This window comes from Clostridium sp. AT4, from assembly GCF_001517625.2.
Taxonomy (GTDB): Bacteria; Bacillota; Clostridia; order Lachnospirales; family Lachnospiraceae; genus Enterocloster.
This window is the reverse complement of record NZ_LN999828.1, coordinates 132,584-156,394: the sequence shown is the minus strand read 5'-3', so window position 1 is coordinate 156,394 and position 23,811 is coordinate 132,584. Positions and strand designations below refer to the sequence as shown.

General features: G+C 47.0%; 26 protein-coding genes and 2 pseudogenes. 1 reads left to right on the top strand and 27 read right to left on the bottom strand.

Annotation, left to right across the window (positions count from 1 at the left end):
* Positions 1–523: 523 nt before the first annotated feature.
* The 3 genes from BN3656_RS06935 to BN3656_RS06925 all read right to left on the bottom strand — a co-directional run bounded on the left by BN3656_RS06935 (position 524) and on the right by BN3656_RS06925 (position 3,060).
* The gene (locus BN3656_RS06935; protein WP_066545696.1) at positions 524–1,351 is read right to left on the bottom strand and encodes a carbohydrate ABC transporter permease; all 828 of its coding nucleotides are present in this window, start codon (positions 1,349–1,351) and stop codon (positions 524–526) included.
* Complete coding sequence (locus BN3656_RS06930; protein ID WP_066545693.1) at positions 1,341–2,216, bottom strand: sugar ABC transporter permease; 876 nt, start codon at positions 2,214–2,216, stop codon at positions 1,341–1,343. The genes BN3656_RS06935 and BN3656_RS06930 overlap by 11 nt, the downstream gene beginning before the upstream one ends.
* Positions 2,217–2,847: 631 nt before the next feature.
* Positions 2,848–3,060 carry a hypothetical protein gene (locus BN3656_RS06925; RefSeq protein WP_066545692.1) on the bottom strand — a complete coding sequence of 71 codons (213 nt, stop codon included), beginning with the start codon at positions 3,058–3,060 and terminating at the stop codon, positions 2,848–2,850.
* Between the two features lie 761 nt (positions 3,061–3,821).
* Between BN3656_RS06925 and BN3656_RS06920 the strand changes: the two are divergent.
* A pseudogene (locus BN3656_RS06920) lies at positions 3,822–4,909 on the top strand (IS1380 family transposase).
* A gap of 246 nt (positions 4,910–5,155) precedes the next feature.
* Here BN3656_RS06920 and BN3656_RS16980 read toward each other — a convergent pair.
* The 24 genes and pseudogenes from BN3656_RS16980 to BN3656_RS06805 all read right to left on the bottom strand — a co-directional run.
* Entirely contained in the window at positions 5,156–5,278 is a 123-nt protein-coding gene (locus BN3656_RS16980; protein WP_278283777.1) for a hypothetical protein, read from the bottom strand.
* Positions 5,279–5,290: 12 nt separating this feature from the next.
* Positions 5,291–5,461, bottom strand: coding sequence for a transposase (locus BN3656_RS16630; protein WP_167544864.1), 171 nt, complete (start codon positions 5,459–5,461; stop codon positions 5,291–5,293).
* Between the two features lie 128 nt (positions 5,462–5,589).
* Positions 5,590–5,904: a hypothetical protein gene (locus tag BN3656_RS06910; protein WP_096807406.1), complete on the bottom strand. Its 315-nt coding sequence runs from the start codon at positions 5,902–5,904 to the stop codon at positions 5,590–5,592.
* A gap of 561 nt (positions 5,905–6,465) precedes the next feature.
* The gene (locus tag BN3656_RS06905) at positions 6,466–6,774 is read right to left on the bottom strand and encodes a hypothetical protein (RefSeq protein ID WP_066545691.1); all 309 of its coding nucleotides are present in this window, start codon (positions 6,772–6,774) and stop codon (positions 6,466–6,468) included.
* Entirely contained in the window at positions 6,775–7,176 is a 402-nt protein-coding gene (locus BN3656_RS06900) for a hypothetical protein (protein ID WP_143331334.1), read from the bottom strand.
* Entirely contained in the window at positions 7,164–7,841 is a 678-nt protein-coding gene (locus tag BN3656_RS06895; protein ID WP_066545688.1) for a FadR/GntR family transcriptional regulator, read from the bottom strand. The genes BN3656_RS06900 and BN3656_RS06895 overlap by 13 nt, the downstream gene beginning before the upstream one ends.
* Before the next feature lie 14 nt (positions 7,842–7,855).
* Positions 7,856–8,947, bottom strand: coding sequence for an L-threonylcarbamoyladenylate synthase (locus BN3656_RS06890; protein WP_066545686.1), 1,092 nt, complete (start codon positions 8,945–8,947; stop codon positions 7,856–7,858).
* Between the two features lie 147 nt (positions 8,948–9,094).
* Positions 9,095–9,499: an ATP synthase F1 subunit epsilon gene (gene atpC / locus BN3656_RS06885; RefSeq protein ID WP_066545684.1), complete on the bottom strand. Its 405-nt coding sequence runs from the start codon at positions 9,497–9,499 to the stop codon at positions 9,095–9,097.
* Between the two features lie 18 nt (positions 9,500–9,517).
* Positions 9,518–10,915: a F0F1 ATP synthase subunit beta gene (gene atpD, locus BN3656_RS06880; protein WP_066545682.1), complete on the bottom strand. Its 1,398-nt coding sequence runs from the start codon at positions 10,913–10,915 to the stop codon at positions 9,518–9,520.
* A gap of 98 nt (positions 10,916–11,013) precedes the next feature.
* Positions 11,014–11,871, bottom strand: a complete 858-nt coding sequence (atpG, locus tag BN3656_RS06875; RefSeq protein WP_066545680.1) for an ATP synthase F1 subunit gamma — start codon at positions 11,869–11,871, stop codon at positions 11,014–11,016.
* A gap of 21 nt (positions 11,872–11,892) precedes the next feature.
* The gene (gene atpA / locus BN3656_RS06870; protein WP_066545675.1) at positions 11,893–13,413 is read right to left on the bottom strand and encodes a F0F1 ATP synthase subunit alpha; all 1,521 of its coding nucleotides are present in this window, start codon (positions 13,411–13,413) and stop codon (positions 11,893–11,895) included.
* A 14-nt stretch (positions 13,414–13,427) separates the two neighbouring features.
* Entirely contained in the window at positions 13,428–13,967 is a 540-nt protein-coding gene (gene atpH / locus BN3656_RS06865) for an ATP synthase F1 subunit delta (RefSeq protein ID WP_066545672.1), read from the bottom strand.
* Positions 13,964–14,470: a F0F1 ATP synthase subunit B gene (gene atpF, locus BN3656_RS06860; protein WP_066545671.1), complete on the bottom strand. Its 507-nt coding sequence runs from the start codon at positions 14,468–14,470 to the stop codon at positions 13,964–13,966. The genes atpH and atpF overlap by 4 nt, the downstream gene beginning before the upstream one ends.
* Before the next feature lie 42 nt (positions 14,471–14,512).
* Positions 14,513–14,794 carry an ATP synthase F0 subunit C gene (atpE, locus tag BN3656_RS06855; protein ID WP_066545669.1) on the bottom strand — a complete coding sequence of 94 codons (282 nt, stop codon included), beginning with the start codon at positions 14,792–14,794 and terminating at the stop codon, positions 14,513–14,515.
* Between the two features lie 48 nt (positions 14,795–14,842).
* Entirely contained in the window at positions 14,843–15,604 is a 762-nt protein-coding gene (locus tag BN3656_RS06850) for a F0F1 ATP synthase subunit A (protein WP_066545666.1), read from the bottom strand.
* A gap of 21 nt (positions 15,605–15,625) precedes the next feature.
* Positions 15,626–16,048, bottom strand: coding sequence for a hypothetical protein (locus tag BN3656_RS06845; RefSeq protein ID WP_066545663.1), 423 nt, complete (start codon positions 16,046–16,048; stop codon positions 15,626–15,628).
* A 12-nt stretch (positions 16,049–16,060) separates the two neighbouring features.
* Complete coding sequence (locus tag BN3656_RS06840) at positions 16,061–16,324, bottom strand: AtpZ/AtpI family protein (RefSeq protein WP_066545660.1); 264 nt, start codon at positions 16,322–16,324, stop codon at positions 16,061–16,063.
* A gap of 354 nt (positions 16,325–16,678) precedes the next feature.
* Positions 16,679–17,551, bottom strand: a complete 873-nt coding sequence (locus tag BN3656_RS06835; protein WP_066545657.1) for an ABC transporter permease — start codon at positions 17,549–17,551, stop codon at positions 16,679–16,681.
* A 14-nt stretch (positions 17,552–17,565) separates the two neighbouring features.
* Entirely contained in the window at positions 17,566–18,513 is a 948-nt protein-coding gene (locus BN3656_RS06830; RefSeq protein WP_066545646.1) for an ABC transporter permease, read from the bottom strand.
* Complete coding sequence (locus BN3656_RS06825) at positions 18,510–19,538, bottom strand: oligopeptide/dipeptide ABC transporter ATP-binding protein (RefSeq protein ID WP_066545643.1); 1,029 nt, start codon at positions 19,536–19,538, stop codon at positions 18,510–18,512. Before BN3656_RS06825 ends, BN3656_RS06830 begins: the two co-directional genes overlap by 4 nt.
* Positions 19,522–20,535: an ABC transporter ATP-binding protein gene (locus BN3656_RS06820; protein WP_066545642.1), complete on the bottom strand. Its 1,014-nt coding sequence runs from the start codon at positions 20,533–20,535 to the stop codon at positions 19,522–19,524. The genes BN3656_RS06825 and BN3656_RS06820 overlap by 17 nt, the downstream gene beginning before the upstream one ends.
* A gap of 107 nt (positions 20,536–20,642) precedes the next feature.
* Positions 20,643–22,313 carry an ABC transporter substrate-binding protein gene (locus tag BN3656_RS06815; protein ID WP_066545641.1) on the bottom strand — a complete coding sequence of 557 codons (1,671 nt, stop codon included), beginning with the start codon at positions 22,311–22,313 and terminating at the stop codon, positions 20,643–20,645.
* Positions 22,314–22,429: 116 nt separating this feature from the next.
* On the bottom strand, positions 22,430–22,498 hold the full coding sequence (locus BN3656_RS06810; protein WP_242963030.1) for a hypothetical protein: 69 nt from the start codon (positions 22,496–22,498) through the stop codon (positions 22,430–22,432).
* Positions 22,499–22,530: 32 nt separating this feature from the next.
* Positions 22,531–23,790: pseudogene (locus BN3656_RS06805) on the bottom strand (endonuclease Q family protein); the annotation flags it as partial.
* Between the last annotated feature and the right edge of the window lie 21 nt (positions 23,791–23,811).

Below are 23,811 nucleotides of genomic sequence, written 5' to 3'. Positions count from 1 at the left end.
TCGAAGTGGAAGGATAATATTTGTATTTTTTACCATATTTCTGGTAAAAGGAATATAATCTGTCACCAGTTCATCATTATTCCAAACTGTCACACCTCCGCAGGTTTCCAGACTGAATACCGCCTCTTCATCCTGCTCTGCCTCCAAATCCACATAACAATATGTTCTTAAGTAAGTTGGGCAGTAACAGAAACAGGATTCCTCATAACCAATATTTCCAAAGGGAAAGTAGACGCTCAATGCCCGTCTCTGTTCAAAGCTTTCTGCTTCCTGACCAATCTCGCTCATACTGATATCATAATAGGGAGGAAGTTCATCCTTACGGACAGCAATCATTTCTTTTCTGCATGGATTTTCATGAATTGAAAATCCTTTTTTCAGCCATTCATTAACCCGTCCATTTAAAATTGCTTTCTGAAATCTCCTCGGTTCCGTAAAAGCACCTGTAGTAATAAAACGGTTTATATATTTTTCGCCTTTTAATTCATATTTCAGGTATTTCATAACATTGTCCTCATCTTTCTCAGCCTTTTACTCCGCCGGCTGTCATGCCGCCAATAATATACTTCTGAAGCGTCAGAAACACAACCAAAACTGGAATCATGGAAATAACAGACATTGCCAGAAGACTACTCCAATCTACAGAATATTCTCCTGAAAAATTGGCAAGAGCCAATTGTAATGTATATTTCGTCTTGCTGTTGATAACCAACTTCGGCCACAGATAGTCATTCCATCTCCACATGAATGAAAAAATACAGAGAACGGAAATAATGGGCTTTGCTAGCGGAAGCATAATTCTCATCAAAATCTGCATTTCAGATGCACCGTCAATTCTCGCTGCCTCCATCAAAGCATCCGGTATCGGTTCATAATACTGCTTTACCAGAAATACCGCAGTTGGGGATGCAACCGCCGGAATAATCAGTCCCCACAGATTATTATACATATGAGTTGAAACAATTACCTTAAAAATCGGAATCATAATAACTTCCAGTGGAATCATTAAAGTAACCATAACCATTCCAAACAGAAGTTTCTTTCCTTTGAACTCATATTTGGCAAATACATATCCGGCCATTATATTCACAATTACCGTCAAAACAGTAGCTAGCACACTTACTACAACTGTATTTAAAAACCAACGACCAAAGTCACCTGCGGCAAATGCCTGAGTGTAATTATCCAACGATGGATTCCTTCCCAATAACGTCGGTGGCCAGGTAAATAATTCTCCTGCCGGTTTAAAAGAGGAGAAAATCACCCATACAATAGGCATCAGAAATACTGCGCTCAGAAATACCAGTAGTGTATAGATTAAAAACTTCAATATGGAACTTCTACTCTGCATCCTGCTTTCCTCCTTTATTTAATTTAAACTGTATCACAGTCAGTACTGCCAGAACTAAAAACAGAATCATCGTCATCGCACAGGCATAACCCATCTTTCCCTTTTCAAAACCGGTTTCCTGAATAATCTGGACCATAAACCTTGTTGCACCTGCCGGACCACCCTTTGTCAAAGCAAATACTAACGGATATGTCTTAATTATCGTCACTGTAGACAATACTAACACTAAAAGGCTAGTAGATCTCAGCAACGGAAGGGTAATATAGCGAAACTGCTGCCAAAAGCGTGCGCCATCAATTGCTGCGGCTTCATAGTAATCTGAAGAAATTGATTCGATGCCTGCTACAAACATAACCATATAATAACCAGCCATGCTCCAAACAGTAACAAATACTATAACTGCCATAGCTACTGTCGGATTCGTCAGCCATTTCACAGATGTTCCTCCTGCCACAGTAATTAAATAATTAATTACGCCAAAATCCTCCCCTAACAAAAACCTCCAGGATAAACCTATAATAATACTGGAAATCATAGTTGGCCAGTAGAACACAGCACGAAAGAAACCGCTTCCTTTTACTTTTCTGGTTAAAAGTAATGCAAGACCTAATGCAGACACATAAACTCCCGGCACAGAAAGTGTAGTAAACAGCATGGTCTTTGAAAATGCTTTCCAGAACGTTTTATCTCCCATTAATTTTACGTAATTATGCAGACCAACAAATTCCTGTGGGTTTACACCGTCCCACTTAGTAAAAGAAATCAGAAATCCATTAATAGCCGGTACAAATAAAAATACTCCGAATATTATTACCATAGGGAGAAGCATGAGGTACGGAAACAGCTTACGTTCCATTGTTTTCATTGTAAATCCTCCTTTTTGAGCTTTCTTTTTATTACCCTGCTCTTTAAATCATACTCTAATCATACAGGATAAGTGCCCCAATTTCTTTTATATATTTGATAAAAAATAATATGTTTTTGCTCTTTCGTATAGCAAATCATTACAAAACACATGATGAATCCTACGGTTAAGTACTTAATATTTGCTCCCATAATCTCCCCACTATCTCGCTATATTAGTCCCGAAGTTAAGAAGGCATCGCTCAATCATCTAATTTGATGATTTTACAATGCCCTCTTAAATCTGCTTGTTTTTCTTCAACATATCCGCCATCCAAGTACTGTTTCCGACACTGGTAGTTCCCATTTGTATCGGTAAACTCTGTTAAAAATCGGTATCCTCATACCGTTACTGATACGCAATTGTCTTAATAGTGAAAACACGTGCCTGACCATGGATTACATCTCCTGGTTTTAAAATTTTCTCTTCTGTTTTTCTCTCATACGCTTCTCCTTCCTGAATCATGTATTAAGTATTACAAGGAACTTACGGAAATGGTCTAACTTGCCCTCTATCTAAACACTGTACTTATCGGTAAGATCCTCGACGATTACACTGCTATTTCTGTTGAGAAATACTCGCTGACCGTCAATCATTGCATACTCGGTATGCTGGTAAATTGTTGTATTCTGAGCATTTTCACATTGAACCTGCCCTCCTTCCTCTTGGCTTTCAACTTTTCACGGTATCTATTGCGAATAGCCCGGTCTTTTTCGGGATTTCGCTTTCTCCATTCCCGCATATAAGCGGCGTTTTCTGCTCTAATCTGTTTGCGAGCTACTTCTAATGCTTCCTGTTCCGTCATTCTTGAACCTCCTTTCCGACGACAAAAAAAGGTGCGCTATCGTTCAGAGAATTTAATCTCTGTGCGATAATGCACCTATCGTTTCCATTTCTTCTTTCCTCAATCAATGAGGAAAGTGTGATCGAATCACTATGGTTATTTTGTTGTGACCATCATTATAGCAGATGGGGCATAAATTACAACTATCCAATACGGACAAGAAATTATCCAAAGGCACAAATCAATCTAATTTGGATAGACAGCTAATACTGGTACTATTACTGTGTACCATTCAAAAGATAATATCTTATCTCTGCGGCGTTGTTAGATAATAGATAGAAGTATACCATATTATTTGTTTTTGGTACTAATGGTACTGTAAATTAAACCATACCCTCTCTCTAAAAAACTTTTATTGCTTGAGGTTATTCAGACTACTCCCTCGGCACTATGAGCGGGGTATATATCCTCCTCCGAGGGAAGGGACCTGTTCCTGACTGGTGTTGATGTGATGTGAAAATCAACAGGAAATCAATACGCCCAAATATAAACCCATTCACACCCGAACGAGCCGAAACAGCCCAGAACATAAAAATACTATTGATAATTATAAATAAACCTGAATTATTCACGACTTTGCCACGAATGTGGCTGAAAGCCACATAGTTACTGTATTTTAACTGAATATTGCTTTTCACCTATCAAGTGAATGAAAAAAGAGCATCCATTTGTAGTAAAATTAAGGTGTCTAATCAAAATAAATACCAACAAAGGAGCCCTTTATGAGTATTGTAAACACCTTATCACTAGAAAGCAATAGACAAATTAAAATAAATTTTGATGGAGGAGATTTATCCTCCGATGAACTTACAAATGATCCTGTATTCAAGTCTGTACTTGAAAAAGACACCCTTGCATCACAGCCTACGGTATCAAGATTCTTTAACCGTATGGATGAAGATACCTTAAACCAGTTACTTATGATTGGCAGAATACTCCGAAAGAGAGTTTATCGTATTCAGATGCCACAGGCTGTTATTCTGGATCTGGATTCCACTCTTCTTGATGCATACGGCAAACAGGAAGGCAGAGCCTTTAACTTTCATTATCAAAGCAATGGATACCATCCACTTGTCTGTTATGATGGAATGACCGGAGATCTGGTAAAAATCCAGCTTCGTGATGGAACCGAGTATTCCTGTACCGGAGTGGTTGACTTCCTGTAGCCGATACTTGATGAATACCTGAATGATTATCCGGTGATCCGTATTCTGCTTCGTGGTGACAGCGGTTTCGCTACACCTGATCTTTATAAGCAGTGTGAGGAAAACGGCACAAGCTATGTGATCCGGCTGAAGGAGAATGGCATTCTCCGCAAAAAAGCATCCTATCTTGTGGATGGGCTTGATGAGATCACCAAAAATAATAAAGTCGATTATGCAGTAGCCTATGGCGAATTCATGTATAGAGCGAGTTCATGGACTTATGAAAGGCGTGTGGTATGCAAGGTTGAAAAGCCGGAAAACCAAATGGTTTACATGTACACATTTGTTGTCGCAAACATGGATTCCTCACCAGAGTATCTCATCAAATTTTACTGCAAGCGAGGGCTGATGGAAAACTTCATTAAAGAAAGCAAATCCGGTTTTGATTTTGCGTCCGTAAGCAGTCATACCAGAATGGTAAATGCCAATAGACTGCAGGTACATGCTCTTGCGTATAACATATTTAATTGGTTTAGAAGATTGCTGCAAAAGTAGTTCATTCAGCAGGATATATCACATTCAAACTGTGCAGCAGTTGCCCCTATAAGAATGAATTCTATGAGACACTTTCAAATATCGGCAAGCTGAATGTACAGCTGGAATAGCAACTATTAACGAACATTGACAGCTTAACAACTGCTCTGAACTCTGCTACAGGGATTTTATACCCTTTTGACGGGTTAATTGAGTGATGTTATGGCTGCATGGATCAATTTTCAGATTCATGGTACTGTTATCAATTCAGATACTTTTCCGTGAATAATTCAGGTTTATGATATATATTTTTGAGATAATGCATGGTAAAATAGTGTCACTATAAATGAGCAAATTTAAAAAACTGCACAATAAGTTTATGCCGCAAAAACCAGAACCTCCTCAAAACGGATATGCTTTGCTTCGCACTGATAGATGAACCAGAGCCATTCTTTCTGGATATGCCTGTAAATGTAAGCATAGCCGTCTTCAAAAGACATGGCTTCACCACATCAGGTACATGCAAGCAGATATGCCGATGACATCAGCAGCCAGTACCTGCGGATTCCTTCCAATGAACAGATCTGATACCGGTCAAAGGCCAGTTTGTCCTTTATCTGACGGCAGAACACCTCTACTGGCCAGCGTTCCACATAAATGTCCAGAATTTTCTGGGTGCTCAAGGCAACATCCGTGCTGATGAAAACACACAGGGTTCTGGGATTCAGGAACACATCCTTCGAATGGCTGAGCAGAACTACGGCATTTTCAATGCTATTGAGACTCCCTTCATAACGGCAGACATAATAACTCAGCTACCAGAGGTCACGAGGCTGACAGCCGCATCTGTCTTCCGCAGATGAAGGGCGAACTCACAGGCCTTCTGCCTGATGCCACAGAGGTACAGTACCCAGTTCGTTTTCAGTACGCCAATGGTATAGAATCTCTTTTTGATAAAAGCGTCCATGATACCGCTGCAGGTATACCAGCTGTCGCAGAAAAAGTAAGAAACAACCGGAGGCACAGGCAGTTCCTCTGCAATGTCCTGTACGATTTTTACCTTGGATCTGGATTTATCGTACATGACAATGACATAATTCAGGACAATCCTATTGCAGGAAAACATAGCGGCTACAGCCTGATGCCCGTAATCCTGTTTCCCTTGAGGTGGGACTGGTGGAAATACGCATCTTCAATCGGATACAGAGCCCATGACGAAGGCTTTGCTTGAAGGAGATGGTATCATCCACAATACAGAACGCAGGGCTTCCTCATAAATAATCTGGATAATGGTGCTTTTTAGTATATCTTCCAGTCTGCTGTCATCTCATTTCCCTTTATTCAGGAAATGCGCGGTCATAGTACGGTGGCAGGAGCTGTATTTTTCAAAATCCACTTTCCATGATATCCGAGAGAAAAGACGAATATCAGTACTGCCATGATATATTTCATGGTGATCTGAGGAAAAACACGACATAAATTTAAGTTTTTAAAGCAGCGTTAAATGGTATATACTGTTTTTTATAGGACATCATTCTTTAGAAGTTATTTATTTTTTCGTCAAAAACAGTATACGCTCCAAAAGGCATGGTGTCTTTAGTTTTAAGGCATTTAAAGCAATTTGGGTGAAATTTCAAATTTGCTCATTTATAGTTGATAAAAAATTTTTTATTTTCAGCGTTGTGACCTATAACTGATTCGAATGGCTTATCTGGCGTGGGTGTGAAAAGTATTGAATCACTTTTCCACCTACATCTTTTATTCCCCTGCCTGACTGTTCTATTTGTTTTAAATTTTTAGCAACCGTTGCCATAGCAGGGCGTGCAGCTATCGCTGCTCCTTCCGCCTTTTTCACTGCCCCTTTCGTCTTTTTCTTCCGTTCACCGTTTTTGTCATTCCGGTTTGAAGCCAATAATTCCCCTGCTTTACAATAAATACCTGCTTTTAGAATCGAATTTTGATGAATAGCAGAAAAACATTGATTGATGTTTCGCATTTATTCCTTAATCAGTTCCGTCCTTCTCTTCTTTCCATACTCATAAGCTTTATTCCTAAGATAGATAATCTCCGACTGTATCATTAAGGTCATCTGAAAAATTGAATCTGTTAAGGCCTTGATTGAGAAATAAGATTTTTCTTCATCTACAATCCACAAAGCATCAACTACAATCCGTATTTTTCCGTTTCCTGATAGATCTGTACTCCAGTATTCCGGTATCTGTCTCAGTACATCATCATAAATCTTAGATGCTGTTTTTTCCGCCTTCTCCATCTGCAAAGTAAATGCCTCTTCCAAAAGCTTCATAGGAAACGCCTCATCATATGGTGAGATGCCAGCAAATATTGAACCGTTCTTAGCTTCCATTTCATTTCCTCTTTTATCGATTATTCTCCCCACTCCGCCCGATACCGATTACTGTTATACATCAAATGGAAATACATCTCCATCTTTGCATCCTCTCCCCTCCGCTCCCGGATGGCCTCGAAGATTCTCCTGTGGGAAGAAAGTGTCTGCTCATATTCCGTTTCCTGAACCGAGACGGCAAACATCCGCACGCCTTCTGTGATCACAGGCACCAGATTGGTCATGATCTGGTTGTGGCTGCAGTTAGCGATCTGCTCATGAAACTGTGAATCCTTTAAGGAATAATCCTTTCTCTGACGGATCAGATCTTCCAGCTCCTCTTTGATCTGTTCCAGTTTCTGTAAATCCTCTTCGGCAGCATTCTGGGCTGCCAGTGCTGCCAGCTGAGGTTCCAGCATCAGACGTACCTGGATCAGATCCTCGGTCAGCCTGCGCCGGTCCTCCATCATGGAAAAACCCAGCGGATCATCCACAACGCCTTTTTTTTCAGAAATAAAAGTTCCGGATCCCTGACGGATGGTGACAATATTTCTGGACATCAGTATGCGCAGCGCCTCCCGGACAGTATTGCGTCCCACTCCCAGAGATTCCACCAGCTCTGCTTCCGTCGGAAGCTTATCCCCCGGGCCAAAGCCCTCCTTTTGTATCATTTCCAAAAGCATCTGGGCTGTCTTTTCACCCAGGGTCTGTTTTTCCATGTATTTTCCCCCTCTTATACACGCACAATCTTATATCCTGCCGCCTTGGACAAACGATTCATAATCGCCTGCCCCAGATGGTCTTCCCCAAAGCTTTCCGAAAAAATAACTTCTGCCTTCAGATCATCAAATTCCCGCAGTACTCCGTACAGGTTATGAGCGACCGATTCCTGGCTTTTTCTTGCTCCAATGCTGCGGACAATGCCCTCCGGGTAGGCAGCTCTGGACTCATCCGTACAGATAATTCCCACCCTCACTCCGGCGTCAATCTGCTCCTTTGCCAGTTTCCATACCATGGAAACCATGCGTTCTACCTGTTCCTGAGTCATGGAAGCCTTTTTGTCCTCCATCGCAGGCTCCACTAAAGTAAGCTCTGCCTTGGGAGCATAGTGTTTATACTTCATTCCAGGCGCCTTGGGACGCACGCCTTCTGCCATAGGGCCTAAAATAGCCGGATCAATCGTCACCTCTCCCAGAGTCTCTCTTAACATTTCCATCGTAATGGCTCCCGGCCGAAGCACCACAGGCACCTGTCCCGATACATCCACAATGGTAGACTCCACGCCGATCCCCACAGGGCCTCCGTCAATGATCATATCAATTCTTCCGTTCATATCCTGCCATACATGATCTGCTGTAGTGGGACTGGGACGACCGGAGGTATTGGCGCTGGGAGCGGCAATGGGAACTCCTGCCAGAGCAATCAATCGGTTCGCCACCGGATCGGAAGGCATCCGCACCGCAACTGTCTCCAAACCTCCTGTGGTTCCATAGGGAACCCGGCTGCTTTTGGGGAAAATCATGGTAAGCGGCCCCGGCCAGAAGGCTTCCATCAGCTTCTTACCAGCCTCAGGCATATATTCTACAAGAGGTTCTACTTCTTCCGGACAGGAAACATGGGCAATCAGAGGATTGTCAGAAGGCCGGCCCTTGGCTGCATAAATCTTTTTTGCAGCATCCTCATCCAGAGCATTTCCTCCCAATCCGTATACAGTTTCCGTAGGAAAGGCCACAAGACCGCCCCGGCGGATGATTTCTGCCGCCTCCAAAAGCTCCTCATCCCTTACATGTTCTGTATCCTTTATATAAATTCTCTTTGTCTCCATCACATCTGTACCTCTGTTTTCTTTCCTGTATTTCCCTCATTCTACCACGCAGCAAATGGAAAAACAATTAGTTTAAAGTATCAATCGCCGCCATAACAAAAAACAGCCGCCTTACGGCGGCCATTTTTAATCAAACTATAATCTATTTTACTTTTCCACGGTTCCGATACGGACCAGAGCCCTGTGAAGCTTTGCCTCGATCATCTGACGCTCCACCTCAGACAGGCCGGACTTGTTCATCTTTTCCTCCGCCCGTGCCTTTGCACGCTTTGCACGCTCCAGATCGATCTCATCGCTCCATTCCCAGGTAGTAGGGATCAGACGGCACTCTCCGTTCATCACGGTCAGCATACCGCCGATACAGGCGGCTGTGCGCTCTGTACCATCCTCCATTATCACATGAGCGGTTCCCATGCCTACTGCCGTACAGTAGTTCATATGACGGGCCATGATCGCCAGATCTCCGTGGATCGTACGGCAGGAAACGCTCTGAACCTGTCCGTCAAAGACATTTCCGTCCATGGTTACGATCTGCAAATGGAAGGCTGCCATAAAGCCTCACCCTCCCTTCTACTGTGCCTTTTTCGCTTTCTCAAAGACATCGTCAATAGTTCCCGCAAACAGGAAGCAGCTCTCGGGAATCTCATCGCACTCGCCGTCCAGAATCTTCTTAAAGCCACGAATGGTTTCCTTTAACGGCACATACTGTCCTGCCATACCTGTAAACTGCTCTGCAACGGAGAAGCTCTGAGACAGGAAGCGCTGTACCTTTCTTGCTCTGGATACAGTCAGCTTATCATCCTCTGACAGCTCATCCATACCCATAATTGCGATAATGTCCTGCAGTTCTTTATATCTCTGAAGCACTCTCTGCACAGATCTTGCCACCTGATAGTGCTCCTCTCCTACTACCTCCGGTGAAAGGATACGGCTGGTAGACTCAAGGGGGTCCACAGCAGGATAAATACCCTGGCTGGCAATATCTCTGGAAAGAACCGTAGTTGCATCCAGATGGGTAAATGTGGTAGCCGGAGCCGGGTCAGTCAGGTCATCCGCAGGCACATATACAGCCTGAACAGAGGTAATAGACCCCTTCTTTGTAGAGGTGATACGCTCCTGCAGGGCGCCCATCTCCGTAGCCAGAGTAGGCTGATAACCTACCGCGGAAGGCATACGTCCCAGCAGAGCGGATACCTCGGAGCCTGCCTGGGTAAAACGGAAAATATTATCAATAAACAGAAGCACATCCTGATTCTTCACATCACGGAAATATTCTGCCATGGTCAGGCCGGAAAGGGCAACTCTCATACGGGCCCCCGGCGGCTCGTTCATCTGACCATATACCAAAGCGGTCTTGTCGATAACGCCGCTCTCCTTCATCTCGCCGTAAAGATCATTTCCCTCACGGGTACGCTCGCCAACGCCTGTAAATACAGACAGGCCGCCGTGAGCCGTAGCAACATTGTGGATCAGCTCCATAATAAGAACCGTCTTTCCTACGCCGGCACCGCCGAACAGACCGATCTTACCGCCCTTTGCGTACGGACAGATCAGGTCTACTACCTTGATACCTGTCTCCAGGATTTCTGTAGCCGGCATCTGCTCTTCATAGGAAGGAGCCGGACGATGGATAGCCCAGCGCTCCACATCCTCAGGAGCAGGCTTCTCATCTACCGGATCACCTAACAGATTGAATACACGTCCCAAACACTCATCGCCTACGGGAACGGTAATCGCACTTCCCGTATCTACTGCATCTGCACCGCGCACCAGTCCGTCCGTAGAACTCATGGCAATACAGCGCACTACATCGTCACCAACCTGCTGGGCAACCTCTGCCACCAGGCGATGACCATTTACATCAATCTCAATCGCATTCAGCAGCGCAGGCAGCTCTCCTTCCCTGAAACGGATATCCAGAACAGGACCCGTTACCTGCACTACCTTGCCTATATGTTTCTCAGTCATATACAAATCTCCTTGTTATCCACCCTTTGGCATGTTCTGCCAAAAAATGATGCATATCATCCCCGCACAGATACTCGCGGGGCCGTCTATCCCGCAGATCAGGGTTCCTCCGCTCCTGCCACAATCTCTGTGATCTCCTGAGTGATGCTTGCCTGACGGGCGCGGTTATAGTAGAGACTCAGCTGTTCGATCATCTCGCCGGCATTCTTGGTAGCGGCGTCCATGGCGGTTCTTCTGGCAGCCAGCTCACTGGCTACAGATTCGCACATAGCTCCGTAAAGAAGTCCTGCCAGATACTCCGGTACAATGGAGTCAAATACAGTTTCCGCATCCGGCTCGTACAGGATCAGAGAACGGATCTTTTTTACATCCTTCTCTTCCCCGGAGAAATCCTCCAGAGGCAGCATGCCGGATACGCCGGGACGCTGTGAGAGCATGGAAATAAAATTGGTATAGCCCAGTGCCGCATGGCCAAAGTCGCCTGATTTAAAGCCTTTGCAAAGAAGCTTTGCAATAGTAAAGCAGTCGGAAACAGACAAATCTCCCACCTCAGCAAACTCTTCTGTGAGAATCTCTACCTTACGGCGCTTATAATACTCTACCGCCTTTTTTCCGATGGGAAGCACAATACAGTCCTTTCCTGCCATCTGCGCTTCCATCTCTTTAAACAGGTTGGCATTGTAGCCGCCTGCCAGACCTCTGTCTCCGGCAACTACTACATAACACCAGCGACCGCTTTTTCCGGACCTGGTATAAACCGATGAAAAGTCCGTATTGCCTGCCGCAATGTCAGCCAGCGTATCCCTTAAAGTATGAAAATAGGGACGGCTGGCATCTGCCCGTTCCTTGGCCCTGCGAAGCTTGGAGGATGCCACCAGTTCCATTGCTTTGGTGATCTGCATGGTGCTCTGTATGCTCTTCATACGGAGCTTTACGGCTTTCATATTTGCAGCCATGGTCTTCCTCCTTTTATCTGATTATCTGGCCTTTAAAAAACGGTCTGTGTAATCCTTAAGAGCCGTCTTTAACTTCTCTTCTGTCTCGCCCTCCAGCTTACCTGTTGAGCGGATTCCTTCCATAGCGGACACACCTGCAGCATCACTGTCTAAGAAGGTGTAAAGTCCCTCTTCATAGGACTGGATATCCTCTACCTCAACCTGAGTTAAGATACCGTTTACAACGGCATACAGGATTGCTACCTGCTTCTCAACCGGAACCGGCGTACTTCTGCCCTGCTTTAATACCTCTACGATACGGGCGCCCTGAGCCAGACGGGCTTTGGTATCCGCATCCAGGTCAGAACCGAACTGAGCAAAGCTCTGAAGCTCTCTGTACTGAGAGTAAACCAGCTTTAAGGTACCGGCTACCTTCTTCATCGCCTTGATCTGTGCATTTCCTCCTACTCGGGAAACAGAAATACCCGGGTTTACAGCAGGCATAATGCCGGAATGGAACAGCTCTGTCTCAAGGAAGATCTGTCCGTCTGTAATGGAAATAACATTGGTAGGAATATAGGCTGATACGTCACCTGCCTGGGTCTCGATAATAGGAAGGGCTGTCAGAGAACCGCCTCCCTTTTCATCAGAAAGCTTTGCTGCGCGCTCAAGCAGTCTGGAGTGCAGGTAGAATACGTCGCCCGGATAAGCTTCACGCCCCGGCGGACGGCGGATCAGAAGGGAAAGTGCTCTGTATGCAACTGCATGCTTACTCAAATCATCATAGATGATCAGAACATGTTTTCCCTTGTTCATAAAATATTCGCCCATCGCACAGCCGGAATAAGGCGCAATGTACTGTAAGGGGCTTGTTTCAGAAGCAGTAGCCGTAACTACGATGGTGTAATCCATCGCGCCGCCTGCCTGGAGCTCAGATACCAGGTTCGCAACGGTAGAACGCTTCTGTCCAATGGCTACATAGATACAGATAACGTCCTTGCCCTTCTGATTTAAAATCGTATCCGTAGCAATGGTTGTCTTACCGGTCTGACGGTCTCCGATGATCAGCTCACGCTGTCCTCTTCCAATTGGGATCATGGAGTCAATTGCCTTGATTCCTGTCTGGAGAGGCTCCTTTACGGGCTGTCTGTCGCAGATACCGGGAGCCGGAGACTCTACGGGTCTGTATTCACTTGTTTCAATAGGGCCTGCTCCGTCAATGGGCTGGCCGATGGCATTTACAACGCGGCCGATCATAGCCTCGCCTACAGGAACAGATACGACCTTTCCGGTGCGCTTTACTGTCTGTCCCTCGCTGATCCCCTGGTCAGATCCGAATAATACAACAGAAACATTTGTTTCTTCCAGGTTCTGGGCCATTCCGAAGGTGCCGTCTTCAAATTCCAGAAGCTCGCCGGACATACAGTTTGTAAGCCCGCTGACTCTGGCAATACCATCGCCGACCATAAGGACGGTTCCCGTCTCGCTCTGCTCAATGGCATTCTGGTAATATTTGATCTGGCTGCGGATGACCTTGGATATCTCTTCAGGTTTTAATTGCATTCCATTCACATCCTTTATACGATGATTTCCGTAACTTTCTTTCGCAGTCCTGACAGACGTTCCTGCAGTGTGCCGTCAAGCTGCCTTCCCTCCAGCTCTGCCCTGATGCCGCCCACTACCTGCGGGTCAACCTTAAGGGTAAGCTGAATGGTTTTATTGCTAATCTTTTCCAGTCTGGCTTTGAGTGCCTCTTTCTGTTCCTCTGTCAGAGGCACCGCACTGGTGACCACTGCCTCAGCAATTCCCTGGTCTTCATTGTACCGGGTTCTAAATTCCCGGCAGCAGTCTGAAAACTCCCGGAGCATGCCGTTTTCACATAAAAGCTTCAGGAAATTCAGCAGATATACATGAATCTTACCTTCAAAGGCCGTATGGATCAGACCCACACGCTCTGTCTTTGGAATAGAAGGTTCTGCAAGGAGCCGCAGATAAGAGGGTTCTTCCTTAAAAAGCGCCCGAACCATGTCAAGCTGCTCTAACATTTCCTCTGTCAGCTTTTCTTCTGAAGCAAGGTCATAGAGGCTGCCTCCGTAGAGTCTGGCAGTTTTTGTCATGACGCCTCACCTACATTCTCAATAAACTCGTCTATCAGCTTCCTGTGATCGTCCTCGCTGATCTCGCGCTCGATCACCTTTCCTGCGATATCCATGGCAATGCCGCCGATCTCATTTTTGATCTCATTAACGGCTTTCTTCTTCTCCTGAAGGATATCGGCTTCTGCTTTTGCCTTAATACCGGCTGCCTGAGCCTTTGCCTCCTGCAGCATAGCCTCACTGCGGGCAGCTGCATCCTTCTGGGCATCCTGAAGGATTACGCTGGCAGTTTCTTTTGCCTTTGCCATCTCTGCCTCGTATCCGGCCTTCATGGTCTCTGCCTCTTCTTTTGCCTTCTTTGCGTCCTGAATCTGGGAATCTGCCAGAGCCCTGCGCTTTTCAATCACTTCGCGGATAGGCTTGAACAGAAACTTTTTAATCAGCCAGCACTGAATGAACAGGTTGCAGATCGTAGCAATGAAGGTCCAGGGTACGATGGTTACAAGTTCCTGTGTCTCTCTCATCTTCCTACCTCCTGTCTGCGGAATACGGTGTTCCCTTTTCCATTAAGACAGGAAATTCATGAATGTGCCAGGAGCAACGAAGATCAAAAGCAGACCTGTAACGAAACCGTAAATACCAGTAGTCTCTGCAATCGCACATCCAAGAAGCATTGTGCTGGTTACGTCAGACTTGCACTCCGGCTGACGGCCGATCGCCTCCAGCGCCTTTGCAACCGCATTACCTTCACCGATACCAGGACCGATACCTGCGATCAGAGCGCAGCCGGCGCCGATGGCACATCCTGCTAAAGCGATACCTTTTGCTAATACCTGAAAATCTGTCATGATAATTTTCCTCCTCGAAAATAAATGTTCTGAGTAAAATAAGTCTGCTTAACCTTCTGCCGCATTGGCAATGTACATGATGGTCAGCATACTGAAAATAAACGCCTGCATGAGACCGGAGAACCAGTCAAAGTATACAGACAGAATGGCGGGAATACCCACATCCAGGATGGGAATGCTTCCCAGGATTTCTCCCAGCGCGCCCGGAAGCCAGCCAAGCAGTGCAGAGCTTGCCACGGCCAGAGCCGCATAAAGAAGGCCGTTGATAACAACGCCGGAAAGAATGTTTCCAAAGTGACGGCAGGCCATACTGATGGGCGTTGCGATCTCAGAAAGGATATTGAACGGCGTCATCACCGGAATCGGTGTGGTAAAGCCCTTCATGTATCCCAGAAGACCGCTTGCCTTAATCTTGTTGGCTGTGATCATAACAAAGACCACTACCGCCCAGGCTGCTTCGACGGAAAGATCGGCTGTCGGGCTTCTAAGACCCGTCAGGCTGATCAGGTTTGACACCGCACTTGTGGTAAAGAGGGCTGCCACAAAGGGGATCAGATAGTCGAACTTTGTACCGCCGGTATTGTTGCGGACCAGATTGGTGGCCTGCTCTACCAGCATCTCTGCTACCGCCTGACGTTTGGAAATATTTTCCACCCTCAGATCCCTGGTAAGCCAGATACAAAAGCCTGTGATCAGGATCATGACAAGCCAGCTGACAACCATGGTCTCAGTGATCACAAAATCACCCAGAACGGGAATTCCTGTGGGAATCCTTAAGTATATGGCCGCACCTGAAATATCAAAGTTCATACTTGCAGTTTCATCTCCTTTCTATGGATTTGGTTTTGCATTTATCATTCCAAACATACTCAGCACCTTGATGCCTGCGCTTGGAAAAAACAGGGGGATAAGCCCTGCTGCACCATTCAGAAACGGAAGGGCTACTGCAAGCACCACCCACAGAAGCTGGGTAACGGTGCGGAACCGGTAGCTGGCCTTCATATCTTTTCTAGCCTGTTCCTCATCCTCGCCGGAAACGATCTTCTGAATCGTAAGTCCCATAAAGAAAAAGTTGGCCACAGCCACTCCGCTGCCTAAAAGGCCGCTTATAATGACCTTCATATCAAAGGGAACTGATGCAGGTGAAATCTTATGAAGAACAAAAAAAGCTGCAAACATAATGACGCACCCTGTCAAAGTAATCCCCGTCACACGGGCTGTCTCCTTTTTGACAGCCGGCTGAATCTGTGCCATCCTCATTCCTCCTTAAAAATGTTCGTTAAATGCCCTCTCATTGGTTCTTTTTTTCTTTTTCTGATGCTTCATAATGTTCTGGTAGACCTTCCAGGCCGTAGCTCCAGAGCCTCCCAGCCCAAAGAAAAAACCGGGAATATAGATCCACGTCCCGATACCAAAACGTCCGGTCAGCCAGCTGCATATAAGAACACAGAGAAGAAGAGGGGCTGCCAGGGACAATCCCAGCTGGGAAAACATAGAAAGAGAACTCATGGTATGGGCCCATCCCTTCATATGTGTGATCCTCCTGTCATATCCTGCGTACCTAAATTTTTTTGGTTGCCTATAGGATTATTTTTGTGCACTCCCTGTCATATTGCACAAATTCCTTTGGCATATTTTTCCATATCAGACACAGTCTTTTGGGTCATGTCCTTACTTTCTTTGTACAATATGAGTGAATTATACTCCATACCCATGGATTTATCAATGGTATTTAGGGAGTTTCTAAATTTTTTATAATATTATCATGCAATTTTTTGTTTGTTTTGCCTTTACGTCTTTTTAACTTGACATTTTTTTAACACATTCTGTCTCAATTTTTATACAATTTTTTTTAGATTTTTTGCTCTTCCCGCGTATCTTCTGTTACATTTTTATTATGGACAGGGGATCAAAGGCATCTCTAAGGGCGTCTCCCACAAAATTTACCGCTGTAACCACGATAATTATCACAAGTCCCGGAGGAATCCAGAGCCAGGGCTGTTTTGTAAGAACGGTAACCGACTGCGCGCTGTTTAACATATTTCCCAGACTGGCGGCCGGAGGCTGCACCCCCATGCCAAGAAAGCTTAAAGCAGCCTCATCCAGCATGGTAAGGGCCATAACAGAGGTGGCATAAACCAGCACAGGAGCCATGGTATTGGGAAGGATTTCTGAAAACAGGATGTGGAAAGCAGGCATGCCTGCCGCCTCACTGCTCTTTACAAAATTCGTCTCTCTTAAGCTGAGCACGTTTCCCCGCACCAGTCTGGCAATTCCCGGCCAGTCTACAAACCCCAGTATCAGGATAATGCTCCACAAACCGGGCTTGAAAATAGCGGCTGCCACTAAAACCAGAAGAATATAGGGAAATGACATAACCATATCCGTAAAACGCATAATCAGGATATCCGCCAAGCCCCCGAAATATCCAGCCAGAAGGCCCAGAAACACGCCCAGAGCAGTAGCGATCAGCGTAGCCAGTACGCCTGCAAAAAGAGAGGTTCGGGCTGCATATAGAAGGCGGCTCAGCATATCGCGGCCAATCTGATCCGTCCCCAGCAGAAATTCATCTCCGGGAGGTGCTCCGAAGGGTCCCACGATTGCCTCCGGATCATAGGGAGCGATCACAGGCGCAAGGACGGCGCTGCCGCAGATCAGAACCAGCACAGCCAGACTTGCCAAAGCCAGACGGTGGCGGCAGAATCTGCGCCATACCGCCCCCGCATAGGTCTCATGATTTTTCATTTGCTTTTTCATTTCATTTTCCTTTGCTAATCGTACTGAATGGAAGGGTCAACCACAGCATAGAGGATATCTGTAACCAGATTCGCTGCCAAAACCACCACAGCGGCTAAGAGGCAGACGCCCATAATCACAGGATAATCTCTGGATAAAATAGCGCTCATGGTCATAAGTCCAAGTCCGGGCCAGGAAAACAGCTGCTCCACGATCACAGCGCCTCCAAACAGAAGGGGAATCTGCATCCCGATCACTGTCACCACCGGCACAAGGCCGTTCCGCAGGGCGTGGCGGCCTATTACCAGCCGTTCCCCTATGCCCTTTGCCCTGGCTGTCCTCAGATAATCCTTTTGAAGGATCTCCAGCATGGAGCTGCGGATATAGCGGATATTTGTTCCCGCCATGGAAAGGGCTAAAACGGTCACAGGCATCACCATGTGGGCTGCCAAGTCGCCAATTCCCCCGGAGCCTCCCAGGGTAATCATCCCGCTGGACGGAAGGAGCTTAAGCTTAATATTAAAAATATAAACCAGAAGAAGGGAGAGAAAAAATCCCGGGATGCTGCTGCTTAAAAAGGACGCTGTTACCACCGCATAATCTCCTTTGGAATACTGGCGCACTGCGCTGTATATTCCCGCAGGGATACTGATAAGAAGGCTCACTGCCAGGGAAACTCCCATCAGTAACAGGGTGGGCCCCAGACGTTCCATGATCATCTGGCTTACGGGCTGGTAGGTCTTGATGGAAACACCCAGATTTCCCTTAAGAACCTGTCCCAGCCATATAAAATACTGAACATAGAAGGGCTTATCAAGCCCCAGAGCCGCTTCCTTTGCAGCTACTGCCTCCTGAGAAATACGGGCGCCCTGAAGCATTTCCAGAGGACTTCCTGCAAAGCACATGATCGCATAATCAATCAGCGTGATCCCGATGAGGGTAGGAATAGCAATGAGAAGCCGTTTTATAATATATTTTTTCATTCGTTTCTTTTTACCTCCAAAACAGCAGGACTACAAGCCGCCAGATGGGTGCTGCCCGGACGGACGGGACGAAGCGGTACCTCTGCGCTGCTGCATTCCGGCCTTTTCCTGAAGCAGCGGTCTTTAAAGGGACAGCCCTTATCCTCTGCCCCTGTGCTGGACGGCTCATACGCTGTTCCTTCACTGGTCTCGCCCCAGTTTTCCTCCCTTTTTCTGGGATCCGGGATGGGCACTGCCCCAAGAAGGGTTCTGGTATAGGGATGGACCGGATGCTCAAACAGCTCACTGCTCTCCCCCGTCTCTACCAGTTTCCCCAGATACATCACCGCAATACGCCGGCTTACATAATTTACAGCCCCTAATCCATGTCCGATAAAAATACAGGTCAGGTCTAACTCCTTTTGAAGGCTTTTAAGCAGATTCAGGATCTGGGCCTGAATGGATACGTCCAGAGCGCTTACCGGCTCATCGCAGATCAAAAGCTTCGGCTCCAGTGACAGCGCCTTTGCAATGCCGATTCTCTGCCGCTGCCCGCCTGAAAACTCATAAGGGTAACGGTCCAGAGCGCTGAGAGGAAGCCCAACCAGCTCCATCAGATGCTCCGCCTTCTTATGAACTGTATGCTTATCCGCCAGGCTGTGGTAAAGCATGGGTTCTGAAAGGATCTGAAAGATCTGTTTTCTGGGATTTAAAGAGGAATAGGAATCCTGAAATACCATCTGGATCTCTGTGCGCACTGCGCTATAGCCTCTGCCTCCCTTTGCAGTCAGTTCCTGTCCTTTATACCAGATGCGCCCGGAGTCCGGTGCTTCCAGCCCGGCGATCATACGGCCCAGAGTAGATTTTCCGCAGCCGGATTCTCCCACCAGCCCCAGTGTTTCCCCCGGATAAAGCTCCAGAGAAACATCATCTGCCGCCCGGATCCATGAGGTGGGACGGCCGAAAATGGGCCGGTTCTGGGGATAATATTTTTTCAGATGCTCCACCTTAAGCAGGGGCTCTGTATTCTTATAAGGTTCTGCCACTTTGCTCTGCCTCCTTTGCCCGCCAGCACCGCACCCGGTGAAGCTCCTGTGCCTTCTGTGTTTCCTCTGCCTTTATTTCTTCCAGCTCCTGGGGCGCTTCGCAGCCCTGCTTCCGGTAAGGGCACCGGTCTCTGAAACGGCAGCCGGTCATCTGCCCGTAATTTTCAGGAACCGTCCCCTCTATGGCCTGAAGCATTTCCTCCGGATTCTGCTCCATGGACGGAACTGCAGCCAGCAGCGCCTTTGTATAGGGATGGGACGGATGGTCAAAAATCTCAAATACCGTCCCTTCTTCTATGATCTGCCCCGCATACATCACCATAACCCGGTCTGCCATCTGAGCCACCAGTCCCATATCGTGGGTAATCAAAAGCAACGACATACGAAGCTCCTTTTTCAGGGAACGCAGCAGATTCATGATCTGGGCCTGGATGGTCACGTCCAGAGCCGTTGTGGGTTCGTCTGCAATAAGCAGAGAAGGCTGGCAGGATAAAGCCATAGCGATCATCACACGCTGACGCATTCCTCCGGAAAGCTGGTGGGGATATTTCTTCATCACAGCCTCTGCTTCCCGGATTCCTGCTCTGCCCAACAGATCAAGGGCCCGTTTCCTGCGCTCCTCTTTTCCCAGCTCTGTGTGGGCCTTTAAGCCCTCTTCCAGCTGTTTTCCAATGGTCAGAACCGGGTTTAAGGAGCTTAATGGATCCTGAAAGATCATGGACAGCTCTTTTCCCCTGACCTGATCCAGCTCCTTCCGATCCATTTTCAAAAGATTTCTTCCATTAAAAAGGATTTCTCCCTGTGACACACGGCCGCCCCGGCCCAAAAGCCCCATAACAGCCAGAGATGTAATACTTTTTCCGCAGCCGGACTCCCCTACCAGACAGACTGTCTCTCCCTGATCCACAAAAAAATCAATCCGGTCTGTGCCAATGGTATTTCCGCGTTCCCCTGCAAATGCAACCTGCAGGCCGCGGACTTCCAAAATATGTGACATTCCTAACTCCTTTTTCAGATTTTGTAATGAACCGACATTCCCCGGCAAAAAGCTTTGCCGGGGAACGAGTAACAATGTATGGTCACGTACGGCAGACGGGATCACACTCAGCCTGTGATATCCCATTCTTCCACATGATTAAAGAAGCCGTATACCGAGGGGTTTACTCCGGTCAGGCGTTTATTTTTCGCTGCCATGGTGCGGATCACATACGCGGAAAACATGGGCACATCCTCCTGCATCCGGCGGTCAATGATACCGTACTGCTCTTTTAATTCTTCCTTATCGCTTAATACAGCAATTTTTGAAAGAGCCTCCTCTGCCTCAGCGTGGCTGTAACCGGTCCAGCTTCCCTCGCCGCCTAAAAGCCATGCAATATCTACATAAGGATCTACAGGCGGATAGGTGTACTGCACCGCCATAATGTCAAAGTCTCCGCTTCCTGCAGTACTCATAAGCGTATTGATATCCATGGTACGGATCTCCGTCTGGATTCCCACAGCCGCCCACTGGGCTGCGATTACAGAGGCAGCATTTACAAAGGTACTGTCTCCGGAATCAATATAGAAACGCAGGGGAGAAGAAGGCATCCAGTTACTTTCTGCCAGAAGTTCCTTTGCCTTTGCAGGATCGTAAGAAACAGGCTCAATGGACGGATCGTAGTAAGGGCCTGCGGTGGAAAGGAAGCCGTCTACCACTTCTCCATTGCCCTTTAACAGCTGCTTTAAAATCTGATTTCTGTCAATGGCATATAAAAGAGCCTGGCGGAACTTCTGATCCGGCACATTTTTTGTATTGATAAATACAGACTGGTTGGTAATAGCGTCACCGAAGCTTGTCTCCACTGTTTCCAGCGCCTGAAGGCTCTCATAATCCTCCAGCGGAATGGCGCTCATGGTGTTCTGTGTGATATCGATTTCCCCGGACTGAAGTCCCGCATAAAGCTGGCTTCCCTCTACAATACGGATATTCAGCTTCGGAATTTTAGGCGCTCCCTTCCAGTATTTCTCATTCGCCTCATAGGATACATAGTGATCCTTGTCAAAGGCGGTGACACGGTAAGGGCCACTTACTACATCCGGCTTTGCAAACCACTCGTGGGAGGCCAGCTCTGCCTCAGGGATCTCTCCGATCACATGCTTTGGAAGAGGCATCAGATACCGGGCATAGGAATTCTGAAAGGTAACTAAGGACATGGGCTCCTTTGTGGCGAAGCGCACCGTCTTATCATCCACCTTTGTGATTCCCTCAATATGGTCTGCTCCCATTTCCACAAAACCGTCATCACCAACGCCTTCAAAGACATAATACATCATGGCTGTGTTGGCAATGGCCGGACTGCACAGGCGCAGAGCTGTGTATACTACGTCATCAGCTGTTACCGGCTGGCCGTCAGACCAGACCGCCTCATCGTCAATGTGTACCAGAAAATGTTTCTCGTCCTCTGCGGTAATGGAGTCTGCCAGCATGGGCTCAAACTCCATATTGGTGTCCAGCTCCATCAGCGGAAGAAACATCAGTCCGGTGGCATATTTATTGATCTCCACGCCGTCCATCAGGAGGGGATTCAGGGTATTTACTGTTCCTGTTACTCCCACATTTACAATCTTTTCCCCTGTGGCCTGAGCAGGCTTTTCTGCAGCTGCCTCCTGTTTGGCAGATTGGCTCTGGCTTTCACTGCTTCCGGTACCTCCTGCACAGGCTGCCAAGGACAGCGCCATGGCAGCAGAGAGAACTGCTGCAAGACATTTTCCTGCAATTTTCCTATATTTTTCCATAATGTCCTCCTGGGTGTTACGTTTGCACACTATTCATAGTAACTTAGTATGGTTTTATTTATAGCATCCAGAGGGAAAAATGTCAATACCAGCCCTCTCTGGGTTTCTATATAAAATCAAACAGGTTCATCTGCCGGATCACCGATCACAAACAGTTCCTTTCCATCACGGTTCCATTCACGGATCAGACGGTACTGAATGGGGCTGATATCCTGAAACTCATCTGTCCGTCCGGATTTGCAATTTCATCCGGTTCAAAAAGCCGGATGATACCATATTCTCCGTCAAAGCCCGGAAGACGTTTTACCCGGCCTTCCCGCAGACGGCGGATTCCCTCAGAAATCAGATGACCAGAATGGCTTCTGATTTCTTCAATCGGAATCGTTCTTAAAATATCAAATTCCGTTCCCAGCTCATCCACCATTTTACAGTATTCTTCCTGAACCTTCTTTGACGCTGCAGACCGTCCGGTAGACGCAGCAATGACCTCCAAAAGAGGAACCAAGCTTTCAAACGTTTTTCTTCCCTCTGGTATAAAGCCTTCGGGCCGGTCTGCCAGCTGATCGATCCGATGAGAAACGCCCATAGTAAGCTTCTTTTTGCATACCGGGCAGATCCCGCCATACCGTTTCGCCTCCGCCGGACTCAGACAGATGTGGCATTTCCGGTGTCCGTCGAAATGGTATTTCCCCTCCTCCGGGAAAAACTCAATCGTGCCTTCCAATCCCTCTCCTGTTTCAATGGCATTTTTCAGCCCCGCATAGGACATTTCACAGTTCAAAAGATTTGCCTCTCTTCCCAGCTTGGCAGGGGAATGGGCATCTGAATTGGAAATGAGCTGGAACCGGTCCAGGGCAGAAAGCCGCCAGTTCATCGGCGGATCGGAGGAAAGCCCTGTTTCCACTGCATGGATATAGGGCGTCAGCTCCCCAAAACAGTCCTCCACCCGGTCAAAACCAGAGCATGCACCAAACATGGAAAAATGAGGCGTCCAGATATGGGCTGGTATCAACATTCCCCCTGGACAGATCTCCAGCATGATTTCCAGAAGATCATGGCAGGAAAGTCCAAGAATGGGGCGGCCGTCTGAATGTATATTTCCAATCATTTCCAGTTTCGCCGACAGCCTCTGGGCATCCTCCAAATCAGGCAGAAGAATCAGACTGTGAACCTTTCGCACCTTTCCGTCCTGTTTGTAAATGGAGCTGATCTCTCCGGAAACAACAAAACGTGGCGTAGCTGTCTCTGACCGCCGTCCATTCTCTGACCTGTATTCGTCCTTCAGGCAGTAAAGTCCGTCCTCTGCCCTGACCAGCTTCTCATACAGCTCTTCACGCCAGGCCGGATGGGTAAAATCCCCGGTTCCTAAAAGATGTATTCCCTTTTTTCCCGCCTCCAGATCCAACTGCTCCGGTGTCAGCTCCCGGCTGGTGGCTCTGGAATATCTGGAATGAATGTGAAGGTCTGCAATGTACATATCTCTTTCTCCCTGTCACTG

What these genes read in the sequence shown, in the direction of transcription:
- BN3656_RS06935 (WP_066545696.1), bottom strand. Translation starts at nt 1,351, where the DNA reads ATGCAGAGTAGAAGTTCCATATTGAAGTTTTTAATCTATACACTACTG.
- BN3656_RS06930 (WP_066545693.1), bottom strand. Translation starts at nt 2,216, where the DNA reads ATGAAAACAATGGAACGTAAGCTGTTTCCGTACCTCATGCTTCTCCCT.
- BN3656_RS06925 (WP_066545692.1), bottom strand. Translation starts at nt 3,060, where the DNA reads ATGACGGAACAGGAAGCATTAGAAGTAGCTCGCAAACAGATTAGAGCA.
- BN3656_RS16980 (WP_278283777.1), bottom strand. Translation starts at nt 5,278, where the DNA reads ATGTCTTTTGAAGACGGCTATGCTTACATTTACAGGCATATCCAGAAA.
- BN3656_RS06910 (WP_096807406.1), bottom strand. Translation starts at nt 5,904, where the DNA reads ATGTTTTCCTGCAATAGGATTGTCCTGAATTATGTCATTGTCATGTAC.
- BN3656_RS06905 (WP_066545691.1), bottom strand. Translation starts at nt 6,774, where the DNA reads ATGCGAAACATCAATCAATGTTTTTCTGCTATTCATCAAAATTCGATT.
- BN3656_RS06895 (WP_066545688.1), bottom strand. Translation starts at nt 7,841, where the DNA reads ATGGAAAAACAGACCCTGGGTGAAAAGACAGCCCAGATGCTTTTGGAA.
- BN3656_RS06890 (WP_066545686.1), bottom strand. Translation starts at nt 8,947, where the DNA reads ATGGAGACAAAGAGAATTTATATAAAGGATACAGAACATGTAAGGGAT.
- atpC (WP_066545684.1), bottom strand. Translation starts at nt 9,499, where the DNA reads ATGGCAGCCTTCCATTTGCAGATCGTAACCATGGACGGAAATGTCTTT.
- atpD (WP_066545682.1), bottom strand. Translation starts at nt 10,915, where the DNA reads ATGACTGAGAAACATATAGGCAAGGTAGTGCAGGTAACGGGTCCTGTT.
- atpG (WP_066545680.1), bottom strand. Translation starts at nt 11,871, where the DNA reads ATGGCTGCAAATATGAAAGCCGTAAAGCTCCGTATGAAGAGCATACAG.
- atpA (WP_066545675.1), bottom strand. Translation starts at nt 13,413, where the DNA reads ATGCAATTAAAACCTGAAGAGATATCCAAGGTCATCCGCAGCCAGATC.
- atpH (WP_066545672.1), bottom strand. Translation starts at nt 13,967, where the DNA reads ATGACAAAAACTGCCAGACTCTACGGAGGCAGCCTCTATGACCTTGCT.
- atpF (WP_066545671.1), bottom strand. Translation starts at nt 14,470, where the DNA reads ATGAGAGAGACACAGGAACTTGTAACCATCGTACCCTGGACCTTCATT.
- atpE (WP_066545669.1), bottom strand. Translation starts at nt 14,794, where the DNA reads ATGACAGATTTTCAGGTATTAGCAAAAGGTATCGCTTTAGCAGGATGT.
- BN3656_RS06850 (WP_066545666.1), bottom strand. Translation starts at nt 15,604, where the DNA reads ATGAACTTTGATATTTCAGGTGCGGCCATATACTTAAGGATTCCCACA.
- BN3656_RS06845 (WP_066545663.1), bottom strand. Translation starts at nt 16,048, where the DNA reads ATGGCACAGATTCAGCCGGCTGTCAAAAAGGAGACAGCCCGTGTGACG.
- BN3656_RS06840 (WP_066545660.1), bottom strand. Translation starts at nt 16,324, where the DNA reads ATGAAGGGATGGGCCCATACCATGAGTTCTCTTTCTATGTTTTCCCAG.
- BN3656_RS06835 (WP_066545657.1), bottom strand. Translation starts at nt 17,551, where the DNA reads ATGAAAAAGCAAATGAAAAATCATGAGACCTATGCGGGGGCGGTATGG.
- BN3656_RS06830 (WP_066545646.1), bottom strand. Translation starts at nt 18,513, where the DNA reads ATGAAAAAATATATTATAAAACGGCTTCTCATTGCTATTCCTACCCTC.
- BN3656_RS06820 (WP_066545642.1), bottom strand. Translation starts at nt 20,535, where the DNA reads ATGTCACATATTTTGGAAGTCCGCGGCCTGCAGGTTGCATTTGCAGGG.
- BN3656_RS06815 (WP_066545641.1), bottom strand. Translation starts at nt 22,313, where the DNA reads ATGGAAAAATATAGGAAAATTGCAGGAAAATGTCTTGCAGCAGTTCTC.